The organism is Streptomyces sp. NPDC002574, from assembly GCF_042889545.1.
Classification (GTDB): Bacteria; Actinomycetota; Actinomycetes; order Streptomycetales; family Streptomycetaceae; genus Actinacidiphila.
This window is the reverse complement of sequence record NZ_JBIARB010000021.1, coordinates 1-18,611: the sequence shown is the minus strand read 5'-3', so window position 1 is coordinate 18,611 and position 18,611 is coordinate 1. Positions and strand designations below refer to the sequence as shown.

Sequence of the window (18,611 nt, the reverse complement as noted above, 5' to 3'; positions counted from 1 at the left end):
CGCCGCCGGGCGTTTGTGGGGGGATGTGTCAGTGGTGGGGCGGAGTTGGCGTGCGGGGAAGGGATCGCCCTGGTGCCGGGTGGTGGCGGCGCGGGTGCGTGGGGGCACGTCGGACCTCCGAAAGGGCCTGCCGGGCAGGGGCGTTGGCGGCAGACTAAGAGGACTAGACCAGTGGCGTCAATGGGTGTGGCCCGCACGCCTGTGAGGGACCCCACAGGAAGCGATTGCATGCGCATCGATCGTTCGTGGCAGACTGAGTGCAGTACCAGTGACGTTCAGCGCACTCCGGGGTCGGTGAAACTCCGAACCGGCGGTTACAGTCCGCGACCCGTCCGCATCCAGCGGCCGGTTGACCAGGTGAGATTCCTGGACCGACGGTTAAAGTCCGGATGGGAGGCAGTGCGCGGCGGGCAGGAACCGGTACGCCGCCGTCGGCGGCAGCGCGAGTGCGTATCCCCGGATACGACGATACGGACTGGCGCGGCCACCCCTCCGACTCCGGCGTTTCCCGGATCCGTACGTCCGCTCTGATTCCCGCGCAGCCCCGGAGTCCGTGCCCGATGAGGCAGGAGGACCCGGTGGCCACACCAGGTGAAGTCGACGCGATGCGCCGGGCCGTGGAGCTCGCCGCCCGCGGTCTGGGCTCCACCAGCCCCAACCCCGTCGTCGGCGCCGTGATCCTCGACGCCCGCGGACAGGTGGTGGGAGAGGGCTGGCACCAGCGGGCCGGAGGCCCGCACGCGGAGGTCCACGCGCTCCGCGCGGCCGGGGAGGCCGCCCGCGGAGGCACCGCCGTCGTCACCCTGGAACCGTGCAACCACACCGGTCGTACCGGCCCCTGCGCCCAGGCGCTCATCGCCGCCGGGGTCTCCCGCGTCGTCTACGCCGTCGGCGACCCCACCCCCGCGGCCACCGGGGGAGGCGTCACCCTGACCGCCGCCGGGATCGACGTGGAGTGCGGCCTGCTGGCCGCCGAGGCCGCCCGGGGCAACGAGGTCTGGCTCACCGCCGCCCGTGAACGGCGCCCCTTCGTGGTGTGGAAGTACGCCAGTACCCTCGACGGCCGCATCGCCGCCGCCGACGGCACCAGCCGCTGGATCAGCTCCGCGGCCTCCCGTGCCGACGTCCACCGGCTGCGCGCCGAGTCCGACGCCGTCGTCGTCGGTTCCGGCACCCTGCGCGCCGACGACCCCCATCTGGCCGTACGCGGCGTCGCGGGCTCCTTCACGCAGCCGCTGCGCGTCGTGGTCGACACCAACGCCAAGATCCGGCCCGGCGCCCGCGTCCTGGACGACGTCGCGCCCACCCTCGTCGCCGTCGCCGAGGACGCCGACACCGACCACCTGCCCGGCGTCGACATCGCGCGGCTCCCGCGCACCGGCAACGGCATCGCCGTGCACGCGCTGCTCGGCGAGCTCTACGGCCGCGGCGTGCGTTCCGTACTCCTCGAGGGCGGCCCCACGATGGCCGGCGCCTTCCTCGCCGCGGGGGCGATCGACAAGGTCGTCGGCTACCTCGCCCCCGTCCTGCTCGGCGCCGGAGCGGCCGCTCTCGGCGACGCGGGAATCACGACCATCTCGCAGGCGTTGCGGCTCGACGTCGCCGAGACCGAACACATCGGCCCCGACCTGCGTATTACCGCATACCCGAGCCGAATTGAGGAGAACTGAGTGTTCACCGGAATCGTCGAAGAGCTGGGCGACGTCGTCGCCATCGAGGACCTGGGCGACGCCTCCCGTTTCCGTCTGCGAGGCCCGCTCGTCACCGAAGGCGCCAAGCACGGCGACTCCATCGCGGTCAACGGCGTGTGCCTCACCGTCGTCGAGACCGGCGAGGGCGAGTTCACCGCCGACGTGATGGCCGAGACCCTCAAGCGGTCCAGCCTCGGCGCACTGCGCGGAGGCAGCAAGGTCAACCTGGAGCGCCCCATGGCCCTCGGCGGCCGCCTCGGCGGTCACCTCGTCCAGGGCCACGTGGACGGCACCGGCGCGATCGTGGAGCGCACCCCCGCCGAGCACTGGGAGATCGTCCGGATCTCGCTGCCCGCGGAGCTGTCCCGCTACGTGGTCGAGAAGGGCTCCATCACGGTCGACGGCATCAGCCTGACCGTCGTCGAGGCCGGCGCCGACTCCTTCACGGTCAGCCTCATCCCCACCACCCTCGGCCTCACCACGTTGGGCTTCAAGCAGTCCGGCGACCCGGTGAACCTCGAGGTCGACGTCATCGCCAAGTACGTCGAGCGGCTCTACGGGGACCGGGTCACGGCACCGAGGGCGGCGGCGCAATGAGCGCCCTGGACACCCTGAACGGGTCCGCGTTCTCCGCGTTCGGCCAGCAGTTCCTGTGGACCGACGTGGTGGGCAACGGCCTGGGCCTGGCCGGACTCGCGTTCGGCTGGCGCCGCTCGGTGTGGGCCTGGCCCGTGCAACTGCTGTCCGGCGTCGTCCTGGTGGCGGCCAACTGGTCCGCGCACCTCACCGGTGGCGTCGGCAAGCAGCTCCTGGTGATCGGTGTCGCCGTGTGGGGCTGGGCCCAGTGGCGGCGCGGCGCCAGGACGTCCGGCGGGATCGCGATCCGCTTCGCCACGTGGCGGGAGCGCGGTCTGCTCGTCGGCGGAACCGTCGTCGGACTGTTCGCGGTCGTGGGGCTGTTCAGCCTCTACCCCTCGCTGTCCTGGAACCCCTGGCCCGACGCCTACATCTTCGTCGGCACCGTCGCCGCGATGGTCGCCATGGCCCGCGGCTGGGTGGAGTTCTGGTTCGCCTGGCTCGCGGTCGACGTCGTCGGCGTCCCGCTGGCCTGGAACAGCGGCCTGAAGTTCTCCGCCTTCGTCTACGTCCTCTACTTCGTCCTGGTGATCGCCGGCATGCACGCCTGGTGGCAGCAGACCCGCGTCCCGCGCCCCAAGGCGCCCGCCCTGGAAGGAGCGGCAGCAGCATGAGCACCGCACTGCACGGCCTGTACGAGGTGAAGGACGAGCCGATCGTCCTCGACACCGTCGAGCGCGCCATCGCCGACATCGCGGCCGGCCGCCCGGTCGTCGTCGTCGACGACGAGGACCGCGAGAACGAGGGCGACCTCGTCATCGCGGCCGAGAAGGCCACGCCCGAGATCGTCGCCTTCATGATGTCCGAGTGCCGCGGACTGATCTGCGTGCCGATGGAGGAGTCCGACCTGGACCGGCTGGACCTGCCGCAGATGGTGGCGTCCAACACCGAGTCCATGAAGACGGCCTTCACCGTCTCGGTCGACGCGAGCCCCGCCCACGGCGTCACCACCGGCATCTCGGCGGCCGACCGGGCGACCACCATCCGGCTGCTCGCCACCGGGGGCACCGGGCCCGGGGACTTCGTCCGGCCCGGCCATGTCTTCCCGCTGCGCGCCCGGGCCGGTGGTGTGCTCACCCGCAACGGCCACACCGAGGCCGGTGTCGACCTGGCCCGGCTGGCCGGTCTGCGCCCCGCCGCGGCGATCGTGGAGATCGCCAACGAGGACGGCACCATGGCCCGTCTTCCCGACCTGATGACGTTCGCCCGCAAGCACGGTCTTGCCATCATCTCGATCGAGGATCTCATCGACCACCGACGCTCCGCCGAGCCCACCGTCCGCCGCGAGGCGGAGACCCGCCTGCCCACCGCCCACGGTGACTTCCGGGCCTACGGCTACCGCGACACCGCCGACGGCATCGAGCACATCGCCCTCGTGGCGGGCGAGATCGGCGACGGGGAGGACGTGCTGGCCCGCGTCCACTCCGAGTGCCTGACCGGCGACGTGTTCAGCTCCCAGCGGTGCGACTGCGGCCCGCAGCTCCAGGCCTCACTCGAACGAGTGGCGTCCGAGGGCCGTGGCGTCGTGGTCTACCTCCGCGGGCACGAGGGCCGCGGCATCGGACTGCTGTCCAAGCTGCGCGCGTACGAACTCCAGGAGCGCGGCCGCGACACCCTCGACGCCAACCTGGAGCTCGGCCTGCCCGCCGACGCCCGCGACTACGGCGCCGCCGCCGAGATGCTCGCCGACCTCGGCGTGGTCTCCGTGCGCCTGATGACCAACAACCCCGACAAGACCGACGCGCTGACCCGCCACGGCCTCAAGGTCACCGAACGGGTGGCCATGCCGATCGCGGCCGGCGAGCACAACCTGCGCTACCTGCGCACCAAGCGGGACCGGATGGGCCACGACCTTCCCTGGCTCGACCCGGCCCCGAGCACCGCCTACCACAACCAGTAGTCCGGGTCGCGGTAGAGCGACACCCGGCACTGCACCACCGAACCACCGAACCACCGAACCACCGACCAACAAGGAGAAGAAGCACGTGAGCGGTAAGGGCGCCCCCGAACTGTCCGTGAAGAACTGCGGCGACCTGCGAGTGGCCGTGATCGCGGCCCAGTGGCACGAGCAGGTGATGGACGGGCTGGTCGACGGCGCCGTGCGCGCGCTGAGCGACCTGGGCATCGACGAGCCCACCCTGCTGCGGGTGCCCGGCAGTTTCGAACTGCCGGTCGCCGCCAAGGCGATGGCCGACCGCGGCTACGACGCGATCGTCGCGCTCGGCGTCGTGATCCGCGGCGGCACTCCGCACTTCGAGTACGTGTGCCAGGGCGTCACCCAGGGCCTGACGCAGGTCTCGGTCGACACCGGCGTGCCGATCGGCTTCGGCGTACTGACGTGCGACACCGAGGAGCAGGCGCTGGACCGGGCGGGTCTGCCCGGCTCCAACGAGGACAAGGGGCACGAGGCGGTCACCGCCGCGGTCGCGACCGCGACCATCCTGCGTTCGGTGTCCGAGCCGTGGCGGTGAGGTAGGGGCTCTTCCGCGTAGGGTGGGACCACCATGGCCAAGAAGACATTCGAGGAGCTCTTCACCGAGCTCCAGCAGAAGGCCGCCACTGGCGACCCCAGCACGTCCCGCACCGCCGAACTGGTCGGCAAGGGCGTGCATGCGATCGGCAAGAAGGTGGTCGAGGAAGCCGCCGAGGTGTGGATGGCCGCCGAGTACGAGGGCGCCGACCGCACCGCGGAGGAGATCTCCCAGCTGCTGTACCACCTGCAGGTGATGATGGTCGCGCGGGGCATCGGCCTCGACGACGTATACGCTCATCTGTGAGCAGCGCCACCCTGCGCACGCCCCGTTGCTGTTCCTGACATCCCGACATCCCGAGATTCCGAAACCTCCGGCATCCCCTCCCGCCGTACGACCGAGCCGCAAAGGATCGCTCCCATGCTTCGCATCGCCGTTCCCAACAAGGGTTCACTGTCCGGACCTGCGTCGGCGATGCTGCATGAAGCCGGCTACCGCCAGCGCAAGGACACCAAGGAACTCGTCCTCGTCGACGGCGAGAACGACGTCGAGTTCTTCTACCTGCGCCCGCGCGACATCGCCGTCTACGTCGGCTCCGGCCGCCTCGACATCGGCATCACCGGCCGCGACCTGCTGCTGGACTCCGCCGCCAACGCCGAGGAGATCCTGCAGCTCGGCTTCGCCCGTTCCACCTTCCGCTACGCCACCGTGCCGGGCACGGTGACGGACGTGAAGGAGTTCGGGGGCCTGACGATCGCCACCTCCTACCCGACGGTCGTCCAGCGGCACCTGGCCGACCACTCGGTCGACGCCTCCGTCGTCCGGCTGGACGGCGCCGTCGAGACCGCCATCCAGCTCGGTGTCGCGCAGGTCATCGCCGACGTCGTGGAGACCGGCACCTCGCTGCGGAACGCGGGCCTGGAGGTCATCGGCGAGCCGATCCTCGACTCCGAGGCCGTCGTCATCCGCCGCACCGGGGAGACCGACGAGACCGCCGAACCGAAGGTGCGCCAGTTCCTGCGCCGCCTCCAGGGCGTCCTGGTGGCCCGTCGCTACGTGATGATGGACTACGACATCCGGGTCGAGCACGTCGAGCGGGCCATCGCCCTGACGCCCGGCCTGGAGTCGCCCACCGTCTCCCCGCTGCACCACGAGGGCTGGGTCGCCGTGCGCGCCATGGTCCCCAGCAAGGACGCCCAGCGGATCATGGACGAGCTCTACGACCTGGGTGCCCGGGCGATCCTCACCACCGGCATCCACGCCTGCCGCCTGTGACCCCCGCCCATCCGGCCACGCCGACCGCGCCCGCCGTGTCCACGGACCTCCCCGAGCTGCCCGTCACCTTCCGGCCCACGCGTACCCGCGCGGTGCTGCTGACCCTGGCGGGCGGCCTGCTCGCGGCCTTCGTCGCGATCGCCGTCATGCTGCCCGCCGACGGGGCCCGGCCCTGGCACACCACGGACCGCCTCTGGATGGTCCTCACCGGCGCGCTCATCGCCGCGGTGCTCGTGCTGCTCAGCCGTCCCAAGGTCGTCGCCGACCGGGACGGCGTCACCGTGGTCAATCTCACCACCCGGCGGCGCCTGGAATGGGCGCAGGTGATCCGGGTGAATCTGCGCCCCGGCGATCCCTGGGTCCTCCTCGACCTGGCGGACGGAACAAGCCTGGCCGCCATGGGCATTCAGCCTGGTATCGGCCGCGCCCGCGCACTGCGCGACGCGCGGGGACTGCGCGCTCTCGCCGAGGTCCACGGCTCGGGCGGGCCCGCGGGACAGTAGACCTGCCGCCGAGCCCCGTTTCTTCATTACTCTGGAACCTTCGCAACGACCCGAGGAGTGACACCCAAGCCACGATGGACGGACCGTCCGGTAGTACCTGCGCCGCCCCTCCGCACCGACATCCCGGAGCGGCGGCATGAACACCTCGTTGCTGCTCCTCGGGGCGGCCTTTGTCCTGATCCTCGCGAACGGCTTCTTCGTCGCCGCCGAATTCGGCCTGGTGACCGTGGAGCGACCGGCCGCCGAACGTGCGGCCGCCGCGGGTGATCGACGGGCACGCAGCGTCGTCGAGTCGCTGCGCAAGCTCTCCTTCCAGCTCTCCGGCACCCAGCTCGGCATCACGATCACCTCGCTGGTCGTGGGCATGCTCGCCGAGCCCGCTCTCGCCGACCTGCTGTCCGGACCGCTCACCGCGATAGGCGTCCCCTCCGGGGTCTCGCCCGCCATCGCCGTGGTCATCGGCATGATCCTCGCCTCGGCCGTCCAGATGGTCGTCGGCGAACTGGTCCCCAAGAACTGGGCGGTCTCCCGCCCGCTGCAGGTGGCACGTTTCGTGGCCGGACCGCAGCGGGTCTTCTCGGCCGCCTTCCGCCCGGTGATCGAACTGCTCAACACCGCCGCCAACCGCCTGGTGCGCGCCCTCGGCGTCGAACCGGCGGAGGAGCTCGCCTCCGCCCGCACCCCGACCGAGCTGGTCTCGCTCGCCCGGCACTCCGCGCAGGCCGGCGTGATCGAGCAGGACACCGCGGACCTGTTCGTCCGCACGATCTCGCTCGGCGACCTGACGACGGAGAACGTGATGACCCCGCGCGTGCGGGTCAGCGCCCTGCAGGACACGGCCACCGCCGCCGACGTGCTCAACCTGACCCGGGCCACCGGGCTGTCCCGCTTCCCGGTCTACCGGGAGCGGCTGGACGACATCGTCGGCATGGCGAGCCTGAAGGACGCCCTCGCCGTCCCCGCCCACGAGCGCGACCGCACCCCGGTCGGGCGGATCACGGTGGCCCCGCTGCTCGTCCCCGAGACGCTGCCCGTCCAGCCGCTGCTGGAGCGGCTGCGGCGCGAGCAGCCGATCGCCGTCGTGGTCGACGAGTACGGCGGCACGGCCGGCGTGGTGACCCTGGAGGACATCGTCGAGGAGCTCGTCGGCGAGGTCCGCGACGAGCACGACTCGGCCGACCTGCCCGAGCTGGCCCAGGTCCCCGCCGAGGGCGGCAGGCCCGCCTGGGACGCCGACGGCGGCTGCCGCATCGACCTGCTGGAGCGCATAGGACTCGAGGCGCCCGAGGGCCCCTACGAGACCGTGGCCGGCCTCGTCGCCGACCTGCTGGAACGCATCCCCGAACCGGGCGACACGGCACTGCTGCCCGGCTGGGAGCTGCGGGTGCGCGAAGTGGCGCACCACCGTGCGGAAAGGGTTCGCCTGGTGCGCGTCGGGTTCGACGAGCCGCAGGCAGGGCAGGAGCGCGACCGATGAGCTTCCTGCAACTGTTCCTCGCCGCCCTGCTGGTGCTGGGCAACGGCTTCTTCGTCGGTGCCGAGTTCGCGCTGGTCTCCGTACGGCGCAGTCAGATCGAGCCCCTGGCCGGAACCCACCGGCGGGCCAGAACCGTGCTGCACGGCCTGGAGAACCTGCCGCAGATGATGGCGGCCGCCCAGTTCGGCATCACGGTGTGCTCCCTGACGCTGGGCGCGGTCGCCGAGCCGACCGTGGCCCATCTGCTGGAACCGCTGTTCGTGGCCGTCCACCTCCCGGAGGGGCTGGTCCACCCGGCGGGCTACGTCATCGCGCTGGCCGTGGTGGTCTTCCTCCACCTGGTCATCGGCGAGATGGTCCCGAAGAACCTGGCCATGGCCGCGCCCGAGAAGACCGCGCTCTGGCTGAGCCCGGGACTGGTCGGCTTCGCCCGGCTGTTCAGGCCGGTCATCGCGGTGCTCGGCTGGAGCGCGAAGGTCATCCTGCGGCTGTTCCGGGTCGAGCCCAAGGACGAGATCGACGCGGTCTTCACCAGCGAGGAGCTCACCGCGCTCGTCGAGGACGCCCGGCAGGCCGGTCTCCTGGACGACGACGCGCAGGAACGCCTCGAGGACGCGCTCGAACTGGGCAGCCGCCCGGTCACCGACGTCCTGCTCGCGCCGGAGGAGCTGGTCACGGTCGACGCGACCGTCACCTCCGCGGAGATCGAGGAACTGACCGTCCGTACCGGTTACTCCCGCTACCCGGTGGCCGGACCGGACGGTGTCTACCTCGGCTACCTGCACGTCAAGGACGTCCTCGACCTGGACGACCCGGACCGTCCGGTGCCCTCCCGGCTCTGGCGGCCCATGGCCACCCTGCGGGCCGAGCTGCCGCTGGACGACGCGCTCACGCAGATGCGGCGCGCCGCGTCGCACCTCGCGGCGGTCGCGGACGCCGGCGGGCGGGTGCTGGGGCTGGTCGCCCTGGAGGACGTGCTGGAGATGCTGGTCGGCGAGGTCCGCGACCCGGCCCACCGGGAGACGGCCCCCGAGCCGGAGCCGGCACCCGAGCGGGAGAGCGTCCACGCGCCGCAGGCGCTGGCGAGCTGAACGAAGAAGGGCCCGGGCGACCGCCCGGGCCCTTCCGCCGTACGCGGTGCGTGTGTGCCCCGGGGCCGGTCCGGTCCCGGGGTCCCCCTCAGTCGAGGGGCTCCGGCGGTGACAGCCCGGGCCCGCGGCCCGACAGGACCTCGCCGTACGCCTGCATCAGATCGGGCAGCCGCAATGTCGACAAGTCGTCGCGTGACGGCGGGCCCGCGTAGCCGGACAGCCGCAGGTCCCGGTAGGCGCAGCTCTTCTCGTAGAGCGTGCGCAGGAAGCGCCCGTTGCCGAGTTCGTCGATCCAGCCCTGGTCGACGACGTGGCCGCTGATCGCCAGCAGTTCCTCCAGCGCCTCCTCGTCCCAGTGGTCGCCGTTGTCGGCGGCCAGGACCTCGCCGATGTCCGTGAGCTCCTGAGGGCGGTAGCTCGGGAAGTCGACGCGGGTGGTGAAGCGCGACCCGAGCCCGGGGTTGGCGGCCAGCAGGCGGTCCATGCCCTCGGGGTAGCCGGCCAGGATCACGACGAGCCGGTCGCGGTTGTCCTCGGCGCGCTTGAGGAGCACCTGCAGGGCCTCGTCGCCGTAGGCGTCGCCCTTGCTGTAGCCGGAGTTGGACAGGGCGTACGCCTCGTCCACGAACAGCACCCCGCCGAGGGCCGAGTCGATCAGCTCGTTGGCCTTCACCGCGGTCTGGCCGAGGAACTCCCCGACAAGATCGGATCGTTGGGCCTCCACCAGATGATCGCCGCCGAGCAGCCCCAGGGCGTAGAAGACCCGGCCGAGGATGCGCGCGACGGTGGTCTTCCCGGTGCCCGACGGGCCGGAGAAGACGAAGTGCCGCTTCGGGGGCTGCACCGGCAGTCCCTGGACGGCCCGCAGCCGGGCCATGCGCAGTTGCGCCGACAGCGCGCGGACCTGGCGCTTCACCGGTTCGAGGCCCACCATGCGGTCCAGCTCGGCCAGCGCCTGGGCGAGCAGTACCGGGTCCGGCGCGATGACCGGCACCTGCGGCGCGATGGGGGAGACGGGCAGGATCGCCTTCTCCCGGATGTCGTCGTCGATCGGGCCGGCGCCGCCGAGCGGGTCGTCCAGCACGGAGCCGCCGGCGCCGCCGCCCGCGACGCCCATACCGCTCCCGCGTACGTCGAGGGGATCGGGGTCGGGCAACAGGCCCTCGGGAGCGGTCTGCCCGAAGCCCGGCATGGCGACAGAGGCGTAGTCGACGGCCTCGTCGCCGAGGCCGTCCGACTCGTCTATGGCGGTGAGGCGGGCGGAGGTGTCCATGAAACCGGGGTCGACGCGGTGCACGGCCCGGTACAGCGGCAGCGCGGCGGCGGTGCGGCCGGTGCCCTCGTAGGCGCGCGCCAGCCAGTAGCGCAGCTCCTTGCGCTGCGGCTGCTCGCTGCGGCACCGCATCAGGGCGGTGACCAGCAGCGGTTCGGCCTGCCCGTACAGCTCCAGACGCACCCGGGCCATGCCGCCGAACAGGCCCGCCTCGATGCCGAGGGCCGGGTCGCCGAGCAACGGCTCGGTGTGCCGCACCAGTTGGTCCCAGTCCTTGACCAGGTAGGCCCGGCAGGCGTGCAGGAAACGGACGTGCGGGTCGGTGTCGACCGGCGGGCACTCGGCCAACGCCCGGTCCAGTTCGGCGATATGGCGTCCGTCGAGCCAGTGCGAGGCGTGCGCCAGCAGCAGGTCGCGGCGGGTCTCCAGGACCGGCTGCACCCACCAGCCCAGCCAGTACCAGGAGTTCATGGAGCGACGACGGGCCCGCCGCTGCTCGCCGAAGCGGTCGCGGTGCCGGTACATCTGCAGCAGCGCGGTGGCGGTGTCCGCGCGCAGGGCGTGCAGTCCGAGCCAGGCGTCGGCCATGCCGGGGTCGAGCCGCACCGCGACCCGGAACTCCTCCTCGGCCTGGGAGTACGCGCCCATGGTGTAGGCGTCCACCGCCCGCACCCAGGCGAGATCGGCAGGGGAGCCGGGGTGTTCCGTGCCGAAATCCATCAGGTCCCCACCAACCGTTCCCCCCGGTGTCGCCCGCCACCCCAACCACACGTCCCGGAGCGGGAGTTGATACGGGGTGCGCACCGCGAACGCATCTCCTCGCACCCCGTTCGCATGGTACCCGTGCAGGCGGGGTGCGCCGTAGAGCCACGCGGGCCGTGACGTTGGGTGAGCAATTCGCTGCCGTACGGGGCCGGATCACCCGTCCAGGGCAGAACGAAGCCCCCGGTCACGGGGGAACAACCGGGGGCTTCGCGTCTCAGGGGCGGTCGTACAGGACCGCGCATTCAGAACGTAATTCCTGTACGGCCCCTTGGTCAAGCCACCCCCGAGCCCCGTCCGGGGGCCCGCCGGAGGGTGCGGGCGCACCGGCGACGGGCGGTCACGCTGGGTGACTGACCGTGTGCGCCAGGGCCGTCCCGGTGGGCATTTCGCGTATCTCGTACCCATCCGGTACCTGCCGCACCAGCAGTTCGGCGAAGCGACGCGAGGGGTCGGCGGCGAAATGGGCGTCCTGCGCGCGCATCCACCCGGTCCAGAACGCGGCGAGCTGCGGGCCGTCGCGCCGTTCGCCGCGCTCCCGGGCCGTGTCGCGGGGAACGTCCAGCCACAGGGTGCGCGCCAGCCACGGCCGTACCGCCCGCCGTCCAGCGCCCACGCCCTCGATCAGGACCACCGGTGCCGGGGGCACTTCCAGCAGCGGGCCGAAGCGCCGGGCCACCCAGTCGTACTTCGCGGGCCGTGCCGTCCCGCCCCGGCTCAGCGGTTCCAGCACCTGCTCGCGGAGCCGGCCGGTCCAGGCGAACAACTCGTCGTGGGTGGCCAGATCGTCCAGGTGCACCACGGGCGCCCCGCCGAGGGCCCGGGCCAGCGCGCCGGCGAAGGTCGTCTTCCCGGCACCGGCGTGCCCGTCGACCGCGACCAGGCGCACCGGTCCGCACGAGGGGGGCAGCGAGCGCAGCAGGGCGGCGAGTGCCGGGAGGGGATCGGGGGCGGTGAGGTCGTCCATCGGTGCAAGCCTACGACCTGCGCCGACGCGGGAGGCCTGCGGCGGGCGCCAGGGGCGTCTACGGTGAGAGTCGTGACCGACACCCCCCTTGCTCCCGGCCGCGGTGCCCTCTCGGCACCCCTCTATCCGGCCGAACGCCTCGCACTGGCCCGCAAGGCCGCAGCCGACGCCGGACTCGACGCGCTCCTCGTGTCCCCCGGGCCCGATCTGCGCTACCTGACCGGCTACCACGCCCACCTCACCGAGCGCCTGGTCTGCCTCGTGCTGCCGGTGCTCGGCGAGCCCTTCCTCGTCGTGCCCGAACTGGAGAAGCCGGGCGCCGAGATCTCGCCGCTCGGCGGGCTCGGCGTCGAGATCGTCGGCTGGGCCGAGACCGAGGACCCTTACGCACTCGTCGCCCGACGTCTGCCCCGCACGGCGGGCGGCGGCCGCGTCGCCGTCGACAACCACATGTGGGCGGAGAAGGTGCTCGCCCTGCGCGCCGCGCTGCCCGACGCCGAGCAGAGCCTGGCCGGCGAGGTGCTGCGCGAGCTGCGCATGCGCAAGACCCCCGCCGAGATCGACGCGCTGCGCCGGGCCGCCGCCGCCATCGACCGGGTGCACCGGCGCATCGGCGAGTGGGTCACGGCCGGGCGCACCGAGCGGGAGGCCGCCCGCGACATCGCCGAGGCGGTGCTCGAAGCGGGCCACACCACGGTCGACTTCGTCATCGTGGCCTCCGGACCGAACGGGGCGAGCCCGCACCACGAGGTCTCCGACCGCGTCATCCGCACCGGCGACCCCGTCGTGGTCGACATCGGCGGCACCACGCAGGAGGGCTACTGCTCCGACTCCACCCGTACCTACGCCGTGGGCGAGCCGCCCGCGGAGTTCCGGGAGATGTACGAGGTGCTGCTCAGTGCCCAGCACGCCCAGACGCAGGCCGTGCGCCCGGGCGTCACGGCGGAGCAACTGGACGCGGTGGGACGGGACATCATCGCCGCGGCCGGGTACGGGGAGCACTTCATCCACCGCACCGGGCACGGCATCGGCCTGGAGACCCACGAGGAGCCGTACATCGTGGCGGGCAGCGCCCGGCCGCTGGAGCCCGGCATGGCCTTCTCCATCGAGCCCGGGATCTACCTGCCCGGCCGCTTCGGTGCCCGCATCGAGGACATCGCGGTGTGCACCGCCGAGGGCGGGGAGCGGCTCAACCAGACCGCCCGCGAACTGGTCGTCCTGCCGGGTTAGTCCTCATGTGTTGACTCCGGGTACCGCTGGGGGGTATCCCGGAGCCACGGGGGTGTGCGCGGCGCGCTGAAATGCGCGCGGCGTACGCCGGAGCGTCAGGGGCCCAGCAGGGTGCGGGAGTCGGGGGGCCGGCTTTGTTCGACAACGAGCACGACTTCGGGGTGCGGCAGTGGGTGGTGGGCGGGACCACCGTGGTGGAGCTGTCGGGGGAGCTCGATCTGTACGCCGGTGAGAGCGCCGGCGCACGACTGGACGAGGCATGCGCCGGACCGCGGCCCGACGTGGTGGTGGACCTGCGCGGGCTCAGCTTTCTCGACTGCAGCGGCCTGTCGGTGCTGATCCGTGCACGGCGGCGCACCCTGGAGCGCGGCGGGCGGTTCGGCCTCGTCGCCGACAACCCTCCCGTGCTGCGGCTGTTACGGCTGACCCGCACCACGGGAGTCTTCGCCGTGCACGGCGACCTCGCCTCGGCTCTCGCTGCGCGCGGCGCCCCGGGGCCGCCGGCGGCAACCGACGGCGCGATCGCCTGAGGCCTACGAGGGACGCGGCGCCAGCACGATCCACACCTGGCCGGGTGCGAAGGTCATCGGATCGCCCTGCCCGGTGGTGAACCGCGTTCCCCTGTCCGCATCCGGGCGCGACCAGTGCGCCCGGTACGCGGCGCCGTCGCGCAGCACCTCCGCCTCGCCCGACCCGACGGTCTCGCTGTACGGCGAGACGCTGCCCCATCGGTCGTGGTACCGCGAGGCACGCACGGTCACGTACTGGATGACCACCGTCGGGGCGCCGAGCCGTCCGGAGCCCGTCGCGGTGGCGGGCCCGCCGTCGAACGAGACCAGCCAGCGACGCTGTTCGGCCGACCAGCGCAGGCCGACCGAGGCGGACGGGAAGCGCACGGTGCGTGTGGTCGCGGCGGTGCCGCCGGAAGGTGCGGGGCCGAAGCGGAAGCCGATGTCACGGCTCGCGGAGGCGTCCGGGGCGGCGGCCAGCAGCCGTGCCGGCGAGGCGTACAGATTGTGCGGCGCGGGACGGGAACCGTCCCGCGTGTACGCCCGGCCCGCGTGCCCGGGGGAGACGTCGTGCAAGGGCGCGGCCGCGATCACCGGCAGCAGCCTGGTCTGCGCGCCCGAGAAGGCGAGCGCGGGCCGGCCGAACTGGCGCAGCAGCTCCAGGTCCGACTCGCGGGCGCTGCGCACCGGGCCGACGCGGTCCGGCAGATGGGAGGGGGACGAGGAGAACACAGCGAGGATCCGGGTGAGCCCCGCCTCGACCTGCTCCACGTAGACCAGGTCGGCCCGGTCGATCCCGGTCTGCGGCCGGGCCGGGCCGACGTTGTCGATCTTCACGGCGAGCACCGGGCGCGGCCGGTCCTGGGGCAGCCCGGTGAACGGTGAGCGCTCACCCAAGGGTGTCGCGGACGGCACGGGCGACGCGGACGGCGTGGCCGCCGGGGGAGTGCTGCGGCCCGGCGCGTTCGACGTGCGGTCCGTACCGCCGTGCCGCGCGAAGAGCAGGCCCGCGACCAGCACGGCCAGTACGGCCAGCACGGCCACGACGGCCGTGTTCGTGGCGCGTCTTCCTCCACGGTCCACCACAGCCACCTCTCGGACTGCATAGATATACCGCTACAGGAAAATCAATTGTCGAAGCACCTGACTTCTTCCTATTATCCGTCACATGGAGCCGGTACCCCAGAGCGCCACGTCGGCCGAGTACCTGGCGGCTGACGAGGTGATCGACCACGACCACCCGTTGGTGCGCGAGACCGCCGCCCGGCTGCGAGCGGCGGCGCCGACTCCGCATGACTATGCCCGGGCCGCGTACGCCTTCGTACGGGACACCGTCCCGCACTCCGCCGACTCCGGGGATCCGCGCGTCACCTGGCGCGCCTCCGACGTCCTGGGCCTGCGCACCGGCATCTGCCACGCCAAGTCCCATGCCCTCGTCGCCTTGTTGCGGGCCGAGGGCATCCCGGCGGGCCTGTGCTACCAGCGGCTCTCCGACGACGACGGGACCAACCCGCTCGTGCACGGCCTCATCGCGCTCCGGCTCCCCGGCCACGACCACTGGGCCCGCCAGGACCCGCGCGGCAACAAGCCCGGGGTCGACGCCCGCTTCTCGCTCGCGGAGGAGCGGCTCGCCTGGGTACCGCGGCCGGAACGGGGCGAGTGCGACTACCCGGGGCTCCACGCCGCGCCGCCGCCGGCAGTGCTCCGCGCCCTGCGTACCGCGACCGACCGGGCCCACCTCTGGCGGCTGCTGCCCACCGAACTGTGAGCGGACGTCAGGGCGACGCGGACGCGCGGGTCCCGGGGTGCGTGCCGTCAGTCCTCCGTGGCGGACCGCTCCTGGGCGGCCACGTCCTCCGGGGTCGGCGCCGAACCGCCGAGGTGCGCGGGCAGCCACCAGTGGTCGTCCGGACCGGACGGGCGTCCGGTGTAGGCGCGCTGCGCGTCCTCCAGCAACTCCTGTACGCGCAGGCGCAGACGGCGGGTCAGCGCGCCCGGCTTCTCGTTCTCGCCCGCCTGCATCTGCTCGCCGACGCGGATCGAGATCGGGAAGCGGTTGCGGCCGAGCTGGCGCGGCTGCCCCTTGGTCCACATGCGCTGGGTGCCCCACAGGGCGACCGGCAGCAGCGGCACGCCGGCCTCCATCGCCAGGCGCGCCGCTCCCGACTTGAAGGACTTGAGGGTGAAGGACTGCGAGATCGTCGCCTCGGGGAAGACACCGATGATCTCGCCGGAGCGCAGCGCGGACAGGGCGTGCTTGTACGCGTGCATGCCTTCCGAGCGGTCCACCGGGATGTGCTTCATCGCCCGCATCAGTGGCCCGGACACCTTGTGCCGGAACACCGACTCCTTGGCCATGAAGCGCACCAGGCGCTTGGCCGGGAGCGCCGTGAGACCCGCGAAGACGAAGTCCAGGTAGCCGATGTGGTTGCTGACGAGCAGCGCGCCGCCGTTGCGCGGCACGTGCTCCGTGCCGGAGATGTCGAAGCGCAGACCCTGCACCCTGAACATCGTGCGGGCGAAGCCGATGACGGGTGGGTAGACGAGTTCGGCCATGCGTGGGGCCCCTTCTTCGTAGGGGGTGGCCCCCGGTGGAAGTTACGCGGCCGTAGGTTTGCGACCGCGGGCTGATCGTGCACCGTAAACGGGTGCCGTGTCATCCCGCGTGCCCGTGCCCGGGCGAGATTCTCATCACGTCACCCGGTCGTACGACGCACCAGCAGGTACATTTCGCAGCCGAGGCAGTAGGCGAAGACCGCGTTGAGGAACGCCGCCGCCAATGCGCAGCCGGTCGCCGCCAGCCCCAGCCACTGCGGGCCCGCGAACCAGCCGACCAGTCCGATCAGCGCGAACACCAGCCCCACCGCCTGCGCGAAGCGCGGGGGCGCCGGGTCCTCGGTCTCGGCCGGCGGGCCCAGCCGGGGGCGCACCACCGTGCGGAACAGCAGCCCATAAGGTGAATGCTGGACCCCCACCGCGGCGCCCACCGCGAACACGAGCGCCTGGACGGCGAGCAGCCAGCCGCTGCCGGTGATGAGGACGACGGCCAGCACGACCGTCGTCAGGCTTGCGGCGAAGCGCGGTCCTCGGGCATCAATGGCGTGAGTGCTCATGGCAGTCATGATTCCGGACACCGGCCCCGCCGGACCCCCGGGAATCATGGCAGTCCTGTGAACGCTGCAATCGCCGGGAGGGCGGACATGACCGGAGTGGTGGTATGCGTCGCGGTGCTCGCCGTGGCGGCGGTCCTCGGACTGGTGCACCGGCGGCGCGACGGAAGGATACGTGTGCGGGACAAGGACGCGGCCGAACTGCTGACGGCCGGTGAGATCGGCGCGGAGCTCGGGGAGCGGGCCACGCTCGTCCAGTTCTCCAGCGCGTTCTGCGCCCCCTGCCGGGCGACGCGGCGCACCCTGGAGGACGTCGTCCGGATGGTCGACGGCGTCGCGCACGTCGAGATCGACGCGGAGGCGCACCTCGACCTCGTCCGGCGGCTCGGCATCCTCAAGACCCCCACCGTCCTGGTGCTCGACGCGCACGGCGCGATCGTGCGGCGCGCGGCGGGGCAGCCCCGCAAGGCCGACGTCATCGCGGCCCTCGGCGCGGCGGTATGAGGCCGGTCGCATCCGGCCATGCGCCCTTGACGGCGCGGCGTCCTGATCGTCAGTCTGACGTTATGTCGCGAGACCTGCTTCTTTTCGCCCGCTTCGACGTCGACCTCGGTCGGCACGCGAGCGCACGCTGTCACTGCCGTTGAGCGTCCAGAAGTCCGCACGCCTCCGGCTCGACAGCACCAAGAGGGCAACTCCATGACCGCGTCCCCCGACTTCGGCTCCCCGGCGAGCCCCGCTGGCACCCAGCTGCCCGCGACGCCGTACCCGGCCGCGGCCTCCCCAGGATCCGCGGCGGACGCCGGATCCCCGTCGACCGCCTCCTCCGCGGCTCCGGTGTCCGACGCCTTCGACACCACCGCCTTCCGCTCGGTCTTCCGCCGCCACGCGGCCGGCGTCGCCGTCATCACCGCACCGGGCGCGCGCCCCGTCGGCTTCACCGCCACCTCGCTCACCTCCGTCTCCGCCGAGCCCCCGCTGGTGTCGTTCGGCATCAGCACCGAGGGTTCGACCTGGCCGACGGTCGCCGACGTCGCGTACGTCGGCATCCACATCCTCGGCGAGCACCAGGAGGACCTCGCGGCCACCTTCGCCCGCACGGGCGCCGACCGCTTCGCCCCGCCCACGGCCTGGGGCCCGGGCCCCTACGGCGTACCCCTGTTGGAGGACGTCTCGGCCTGGCTCGTCGCCCGCGTGGTGGCCCGCATACCCGCCGGCGACCACCGTGTCGTCATCGCGCAGGCCGTCGCCGGGGCCCCGGATGGCCCCGCCCGTCCGCTCCTCTATCACCAGGGCCGATTCAACGCACTGCGCCACTGAACTCCGGTGCGGAGCCGACCGGCCGCGTCGGGAACGTCACAGTTCACCGCCCTTGCGAACGGGGAAGGAGCGGACTGTACTGGCGAGTAATATTTCTGCCGGAGCGCCGCAGCGTCCCGGCGGGGAGCGGTCGTCCAAGGCGCCTATGCTGCCTTTTACTGGGCAGTTGACGTACCCCGACGCAGTAGTAGGAGAGCACACGTGAGCTTGAGGATCGTTGTAGCGGTGAAGTACGTGCCTGACGCCACGGGTGATCGTCACTTTGCGGGGGATCTGACGACGGATCGTGGTGCGGT

20 protein-coding genes, 1 pseudogene and 1 riboswitch are annotated in these 18,611 nt (G+C 72.3%); of the genes and pseudogenes, 16 read left to right on the top strand and 5 right to left on the bottom strand.

Annotated elements, in window-relative coordinates; translation table 11 throughout:
- Positions 1–276: 276 nt before the first annotated feature.
- A riboswitch (FMN riboswitch) is annotated at positions 277–407 on the top strand.
- A gap of 198 nt (positions 408–605) precedes the next feature.
- From ribD to ACFYXS_RS36200, 10 genes are all read left to right on the top strand, one after another.
- Positions 606–1,670 carry a bifunctional diaminohydroxyphosphoribosylaminopyrimidine deaminase/5-amino-6-(5-phosphoribosylamino)uracil reductase RibD gene (gene ribD / locus ACFYXS_RS36245; RefSeq protein WP_389256138.1) on the top strand — a complete coding sequence of 355 codons (1,065 nt, stop codon included), beginning with the start codon at positions 606–608 and terminating at the stop codon, positions 1,668–1,670.
- A complete protein-coding gene (locus ACFYXS_RS36240; RefSeq protein ID WP_389256047.1) occupies positions 1,671–2,288 on the top strand; it encodes a riboflavin synthase in 618 nt (205 codons plus the stop codon). It begins immediately after the preceding gene.
- Complete coding sequence (locus tag ACFYXS_RS36235) at positions 2,285–2,941, top strand: nicotinamide riboside transporter PnuC (protein ID WP_389256046.1); 657 nt, start codon at positions 2,285–2,287, stop codon at positions 2,939–2,941. Before ACFYXS_RS36240 ends, ACFYXS_RS36235 begins: the two co-directional genes overlap by 4 nt.
- Positions 2,938–4,227: a bifunctional 3,4-dihydroxy-2-butanone-4-phosphate synthase/GTP cyclohydrolase II gene (locus ACFYXS_RS36230; protein ID WP_389256045.1), complete on the top strand. Its 1,290-nt coding sequence runs from the start codon at positions 2,938–2,940 to the stop codon at positions 4,225–4,227. The genes ACFYXS_RS36235 and ACFYXS_RS36230 overlap by 4 nt, the downstream gene beginning before the upstream one ends.
- A gap of 85 nt (positions 4,228–4,312) precedes the next feature.
- Positions 4,313–4,798 carry a 6,7-dimethyl-8-ribityllumazine synthase gene (gene ribH, locus ACFYXS_RS36225; RefSeq protein WP_389256044.1) on the top strand — a complete coding sequence of 162 codons (486 nt, stop codon included), beginning with the start codon at positions 4,313–4,315 and terminating at the stop codon, positions 4,796–4,798.
- Positions 4,799–4,831: 33 nt separating this feature from the next.
- Positions 4,832–5,104, top strand: coding sequence for a phosphoribosyl-ATP diphosphatase (locus tag ACFYXS_RS36220; RefSeq protein ID WP_319664288.1), 273 nt, complete (start codon positions 4,832–4,834; stop codon positions 5,102–5,104).
- A 114-nt stretch (positions 5,105–5,218) separates the two neighbouring features.
- Positions 5,219–6,073: an ATP phosphoribosyltransferase gene (gene hisG / locus ACFYXS_RS36215; RefSeq protein ID WP_389256043.1), complete on the top strand. Its 855-nt coding sequence runs from the start codon at positions 5,219–5,221 to the stop codon at positions 6,071–6,073.
- 35 nt (positions 6,074–6,108) lie between these two features.
- Positions 6,109–6,576, top strand: coding sequence for a PH domain-containing protein (locus tag ACFYXS_RS36210; RefSeq protein WP_389256042.1), 468 nt, complete (start codon positions 6,109–6,111; stop codon positions 6,574–6,576).
- Between the two features lie 136 nt (positions 6,577–6,712).
- Positions 6,713–8,053, top strand: a complete 1,341-nt coding sequence (locus tag ACFYXS_RS36205; RefSeq protein WP_389256041.1) for a hemolysin family protein — start codon at positions 6,713–6,715, stop codon at positions 8,051–8,053.
- A complete protein-coding gene (locus ACFYXS_RS36200; protein WP_389256040.1) occupies positions 8,050–9,144 on the top strand; it encodes a hemolysin family protein in 1,095 nt (364 codons plus the stop codon). Before ACFYXS_RS36205 ends, ACFYXS_RS36200 begins: the two co-directional genes overlap by 4 nt.
- Positions 9,145–9,232: 88 nt before the next feature.
- On the opposite strand, the gene ACFYXS_RS36195 is transcribed toward ACFYXS_RS36200, so the two are convergent.
- Together ACFYXS_RS36195 and ACFYXS_RS36190 are read right to left on the bottom strand one after the other, a co-directional pair.
- On the bottom strand, positions 9,233–11,137 hold the full coding sequence (locus ACFYXS_RS36195) for an AAA family ATPase (protein ID WP_389256039.1): 1,905 nt from the start codon (positions 11,135–11,137) through the stop codon (positions 9,233–9,235).
- A gap of 382 nt (positions 11,138–11,519) precedes the next feature.
- Positions 11,520–12,146 carry a uridine kinase gene (locus ACFYXS_RS36190; RefSeq protein WP_389256038.1) on the bottom strand — a complete coding sequence of 209 codons (627 nt, stop codon included), beginning with the start codon at positions 12,144–12,146 and terminating at the stop codon, positions 11,520–11,522.
- A 63-nt stretch (positions 12,147–12,209) separates the two neighbouring features.
- Here ACFYXS_RS36190 and ACFYXS_RS36185 point away from each other — a divergent pair, with 63 nt between their 5' ends.
- Complete coding sequence (locus tag ACFYXS_RS36185) at positions 12,210–13,376, top strand: M24 family metallopeptidase (protein WP_389256037.1); 1,167 nt, start codon at positions 12,210–12,212, stop codon at positions 13,374–13,376.
- A gap of 134 nt (positions 13,377–13,510) precedes the next feature.
- Complete coding sequence (locus ACFYXS_RS36180; protein WP_389256036.1) at positions 13,511–13,906, top strand: STAS domain-containing protein; 396 nt, start codon at positions 13,511–13,513, stop codon at positions 13,904–13,906.
- A gap of 3 nt (positions 13,907–13,909) precedes the next feature.
- Here the strand turns inward: ACFYXS_RS36180 and ACFYXS_RS36175 are convergent, their stop codons facing one another.
- Positions 13,910–14,977, bottom strand: a complete 1,068-nt coding sequence (locus ACFYXS_RS36175) for a DUF3048 domain-containing protein (RefSeq protein WP_389256035.1) — start codon at positions 14,975–14,977, stop codon at positions 13,910–13,912.
- Positions 14,978–15,053: 76 nt separating this feature from the next.
- Between ACFYXS_RS36175 and ACFYXS_RS36170 the strand changes: the two genes are divergently transcribed.
- Complete coding sequence (locus ACFYXS_RS36170; RefSeq protein WP_389256034.1) at positions 15,054–15,653, top strand: transglutaminase family protein; 600 nt, start codon at positions 15,054–15,056, stop codon at positions 15,651–15,653.
- Between the two features lie 47 nt (positions 15,654–15,700).
- On the opposite strand, the gene ACFYXS_RS36165 is transcribed toward ACFYXS_RS36170, so the two are convergent.
- Both ACFYXS_RS36165 and ACFYXS_RS36160 read right to left on the bottom strand, forming a co-directional pair.
- Entirely contained in the window at positions 15,701–16,441 is a 741-nt protein-coding gene (locus ACFYXS_RS36165; protein ID WP_389256033.1) for a lysophospholipid acyltransferase family protein, read from the bottom strand.
- Between the two features lie 140 nt (positions 16,442–16,581).
- A complete protein-coding gene (locus tag ACFYXS_RS36160) occupies positions 16,582–16,998 on the bottom strand; it encodes a DUF4395 domain-containing protein (RefSeq protein ID WP_389256032.1) in 417 nt (138 codons plus the stop codon).
- 87 nt (positions 16,999–17,085) lie between these two features.
- On the opposite strand from ACFYXS_RS36160, the gene ACFYXS_RS36155 reads away from it, so the two are divergent.
- The 3 genes and pseudogenes from ACFYXS_RS36155 to ACFYXS_RS36145 form a co-directional block, all read left to right on the top strand.
- Positions 17,086–17,499 (top strand): TlpA family protein disulfide reductase, encoded by a 414-nt coding sequence (locus ACFYXS_RS36155; protein WP_389256031.1) that lies wholly within the window; start codon positions 17,086–17,088, stop codon positions 17,497–17,499.
- Positions 17,500–17,694: 195 nt separating this feature from the next.
- A complete protein-coding gene (locus ACFYXS_RS36150; protein ID WP_389256030.1) occupies positions 17,695–18,315 on the top strand; it encodes a flavin reductase family protein in 621 nt (206 codons plus the stop codon).
- A gap of 201 nt (positions 18,316–18,516) precedes the next feature.
- A pseudogene (locus ACFYXS_RS36145) lies at positions 18,517–18,611 on the top strand (electron transfer flavoprotein subunit beta); the annotation flags it as partial.

Bases quoted from the DNA above. Each gene is read 5' to 3' on its own strand.
- ribD (WP_389256138.1), top strand. From the start codon at position 606: ATGCGCCGGGCCGTGGAGCTCGCCGCCCGCGGTCTGGGCTCCACCAGC.
- ACFYXS_RS36235 (WP_389256046.1), top strand. From the start codon at position 2,285: ATGAGCGCCCTGGACACCCTGAACGGGTCCGCGTTCTCCGCGTTCGGC.
- ACFYXS_RS36230 (WP_389256045.1), top strand. From the start codon at position 2,938: ATGAGCACCGCACTGCACGGCCTGTACGAGGTGAAGGACGAGCCGATC.
- ACFYXS_RS36220 (WP_319664288.1), top strand. From the start codon at position 4,832: ATGGCCAAGAAGACATTCGAGGAGCTCTTCACCGAGCTCCAGCAGAAG.
- hisG (WP_389256043.1), top strand. From the start codon at position 5,219: ATGCTTCGCATCGCCGTTCCCAACAAGGGTTCACTGTCCGGACCTGCG.
- ACFYXS_RS36205 (WP_389256041.1), top strand. From the start codon at position 6,713: ATGAACACCTCGTTGCTGCTCCTCGGGGCGGCCTTTGTCCTGATCCTC.
- ACFYXS_RS36200 (WP_389256040.1), top strand. From the start codon at position 8,050: ATGAGCTTCCTGCAACTGTTCCTCGCCGCCCTGCTGGTGCTGGGCAAC.
- ACFYXS_RS36195 (WP_389256039.1), bottom strand. From the start codon at position 11,137: ATGGATTTCGGCACGGAACACCCCGGCTCCCCTGCCGATCTCGCCTGG.
- ACFYXS_RS36190 (WP_389256038.1), bottom strand. From the start codon at position 12,146: ATGGACGACCTCACCGCCCCCGATCCCCTCCCGGCACTCGCCGCCCTG.
- ACFYXS_RS36170 (WP_389256034.1), top strand. From the start codon at position 15,054: ATGGAGCCGGTACCCCAGAGCGCCACGTCGGCCGAGTACCTGGCGGCT.
- ACFYXS_RS36165 (WP_389256033.1), bottom strand. From the start codon at position 16,441: ATGGCCGAACTCGTCTACCCACCCGTCATCGGCTTCGCCCGCACGATG.
- ACFYXS_RS36160 (WP_389256032.1), bottom strand. From the start codon at position 16,998: ATGAGCACTCACGCCATTGATGCCCGAGGACCGCGCTTCGCCGCAAGC.
- ACFYXS_RS36155 (WP_389256031.1), top strand. From the start codon at position 17,086: ATGACCGGAGTGGTGGTATGCGTCGCGGTGCTCGCCGTGGCGGCGGTC.
- ACFYXS_RS36150 (WP_389256030.1), top strand. From the start codon at position 17,695: ATGACCGCGTCCCCCGACTTCGGCTCCCCGGCGAGCCCCGCTGGCACC.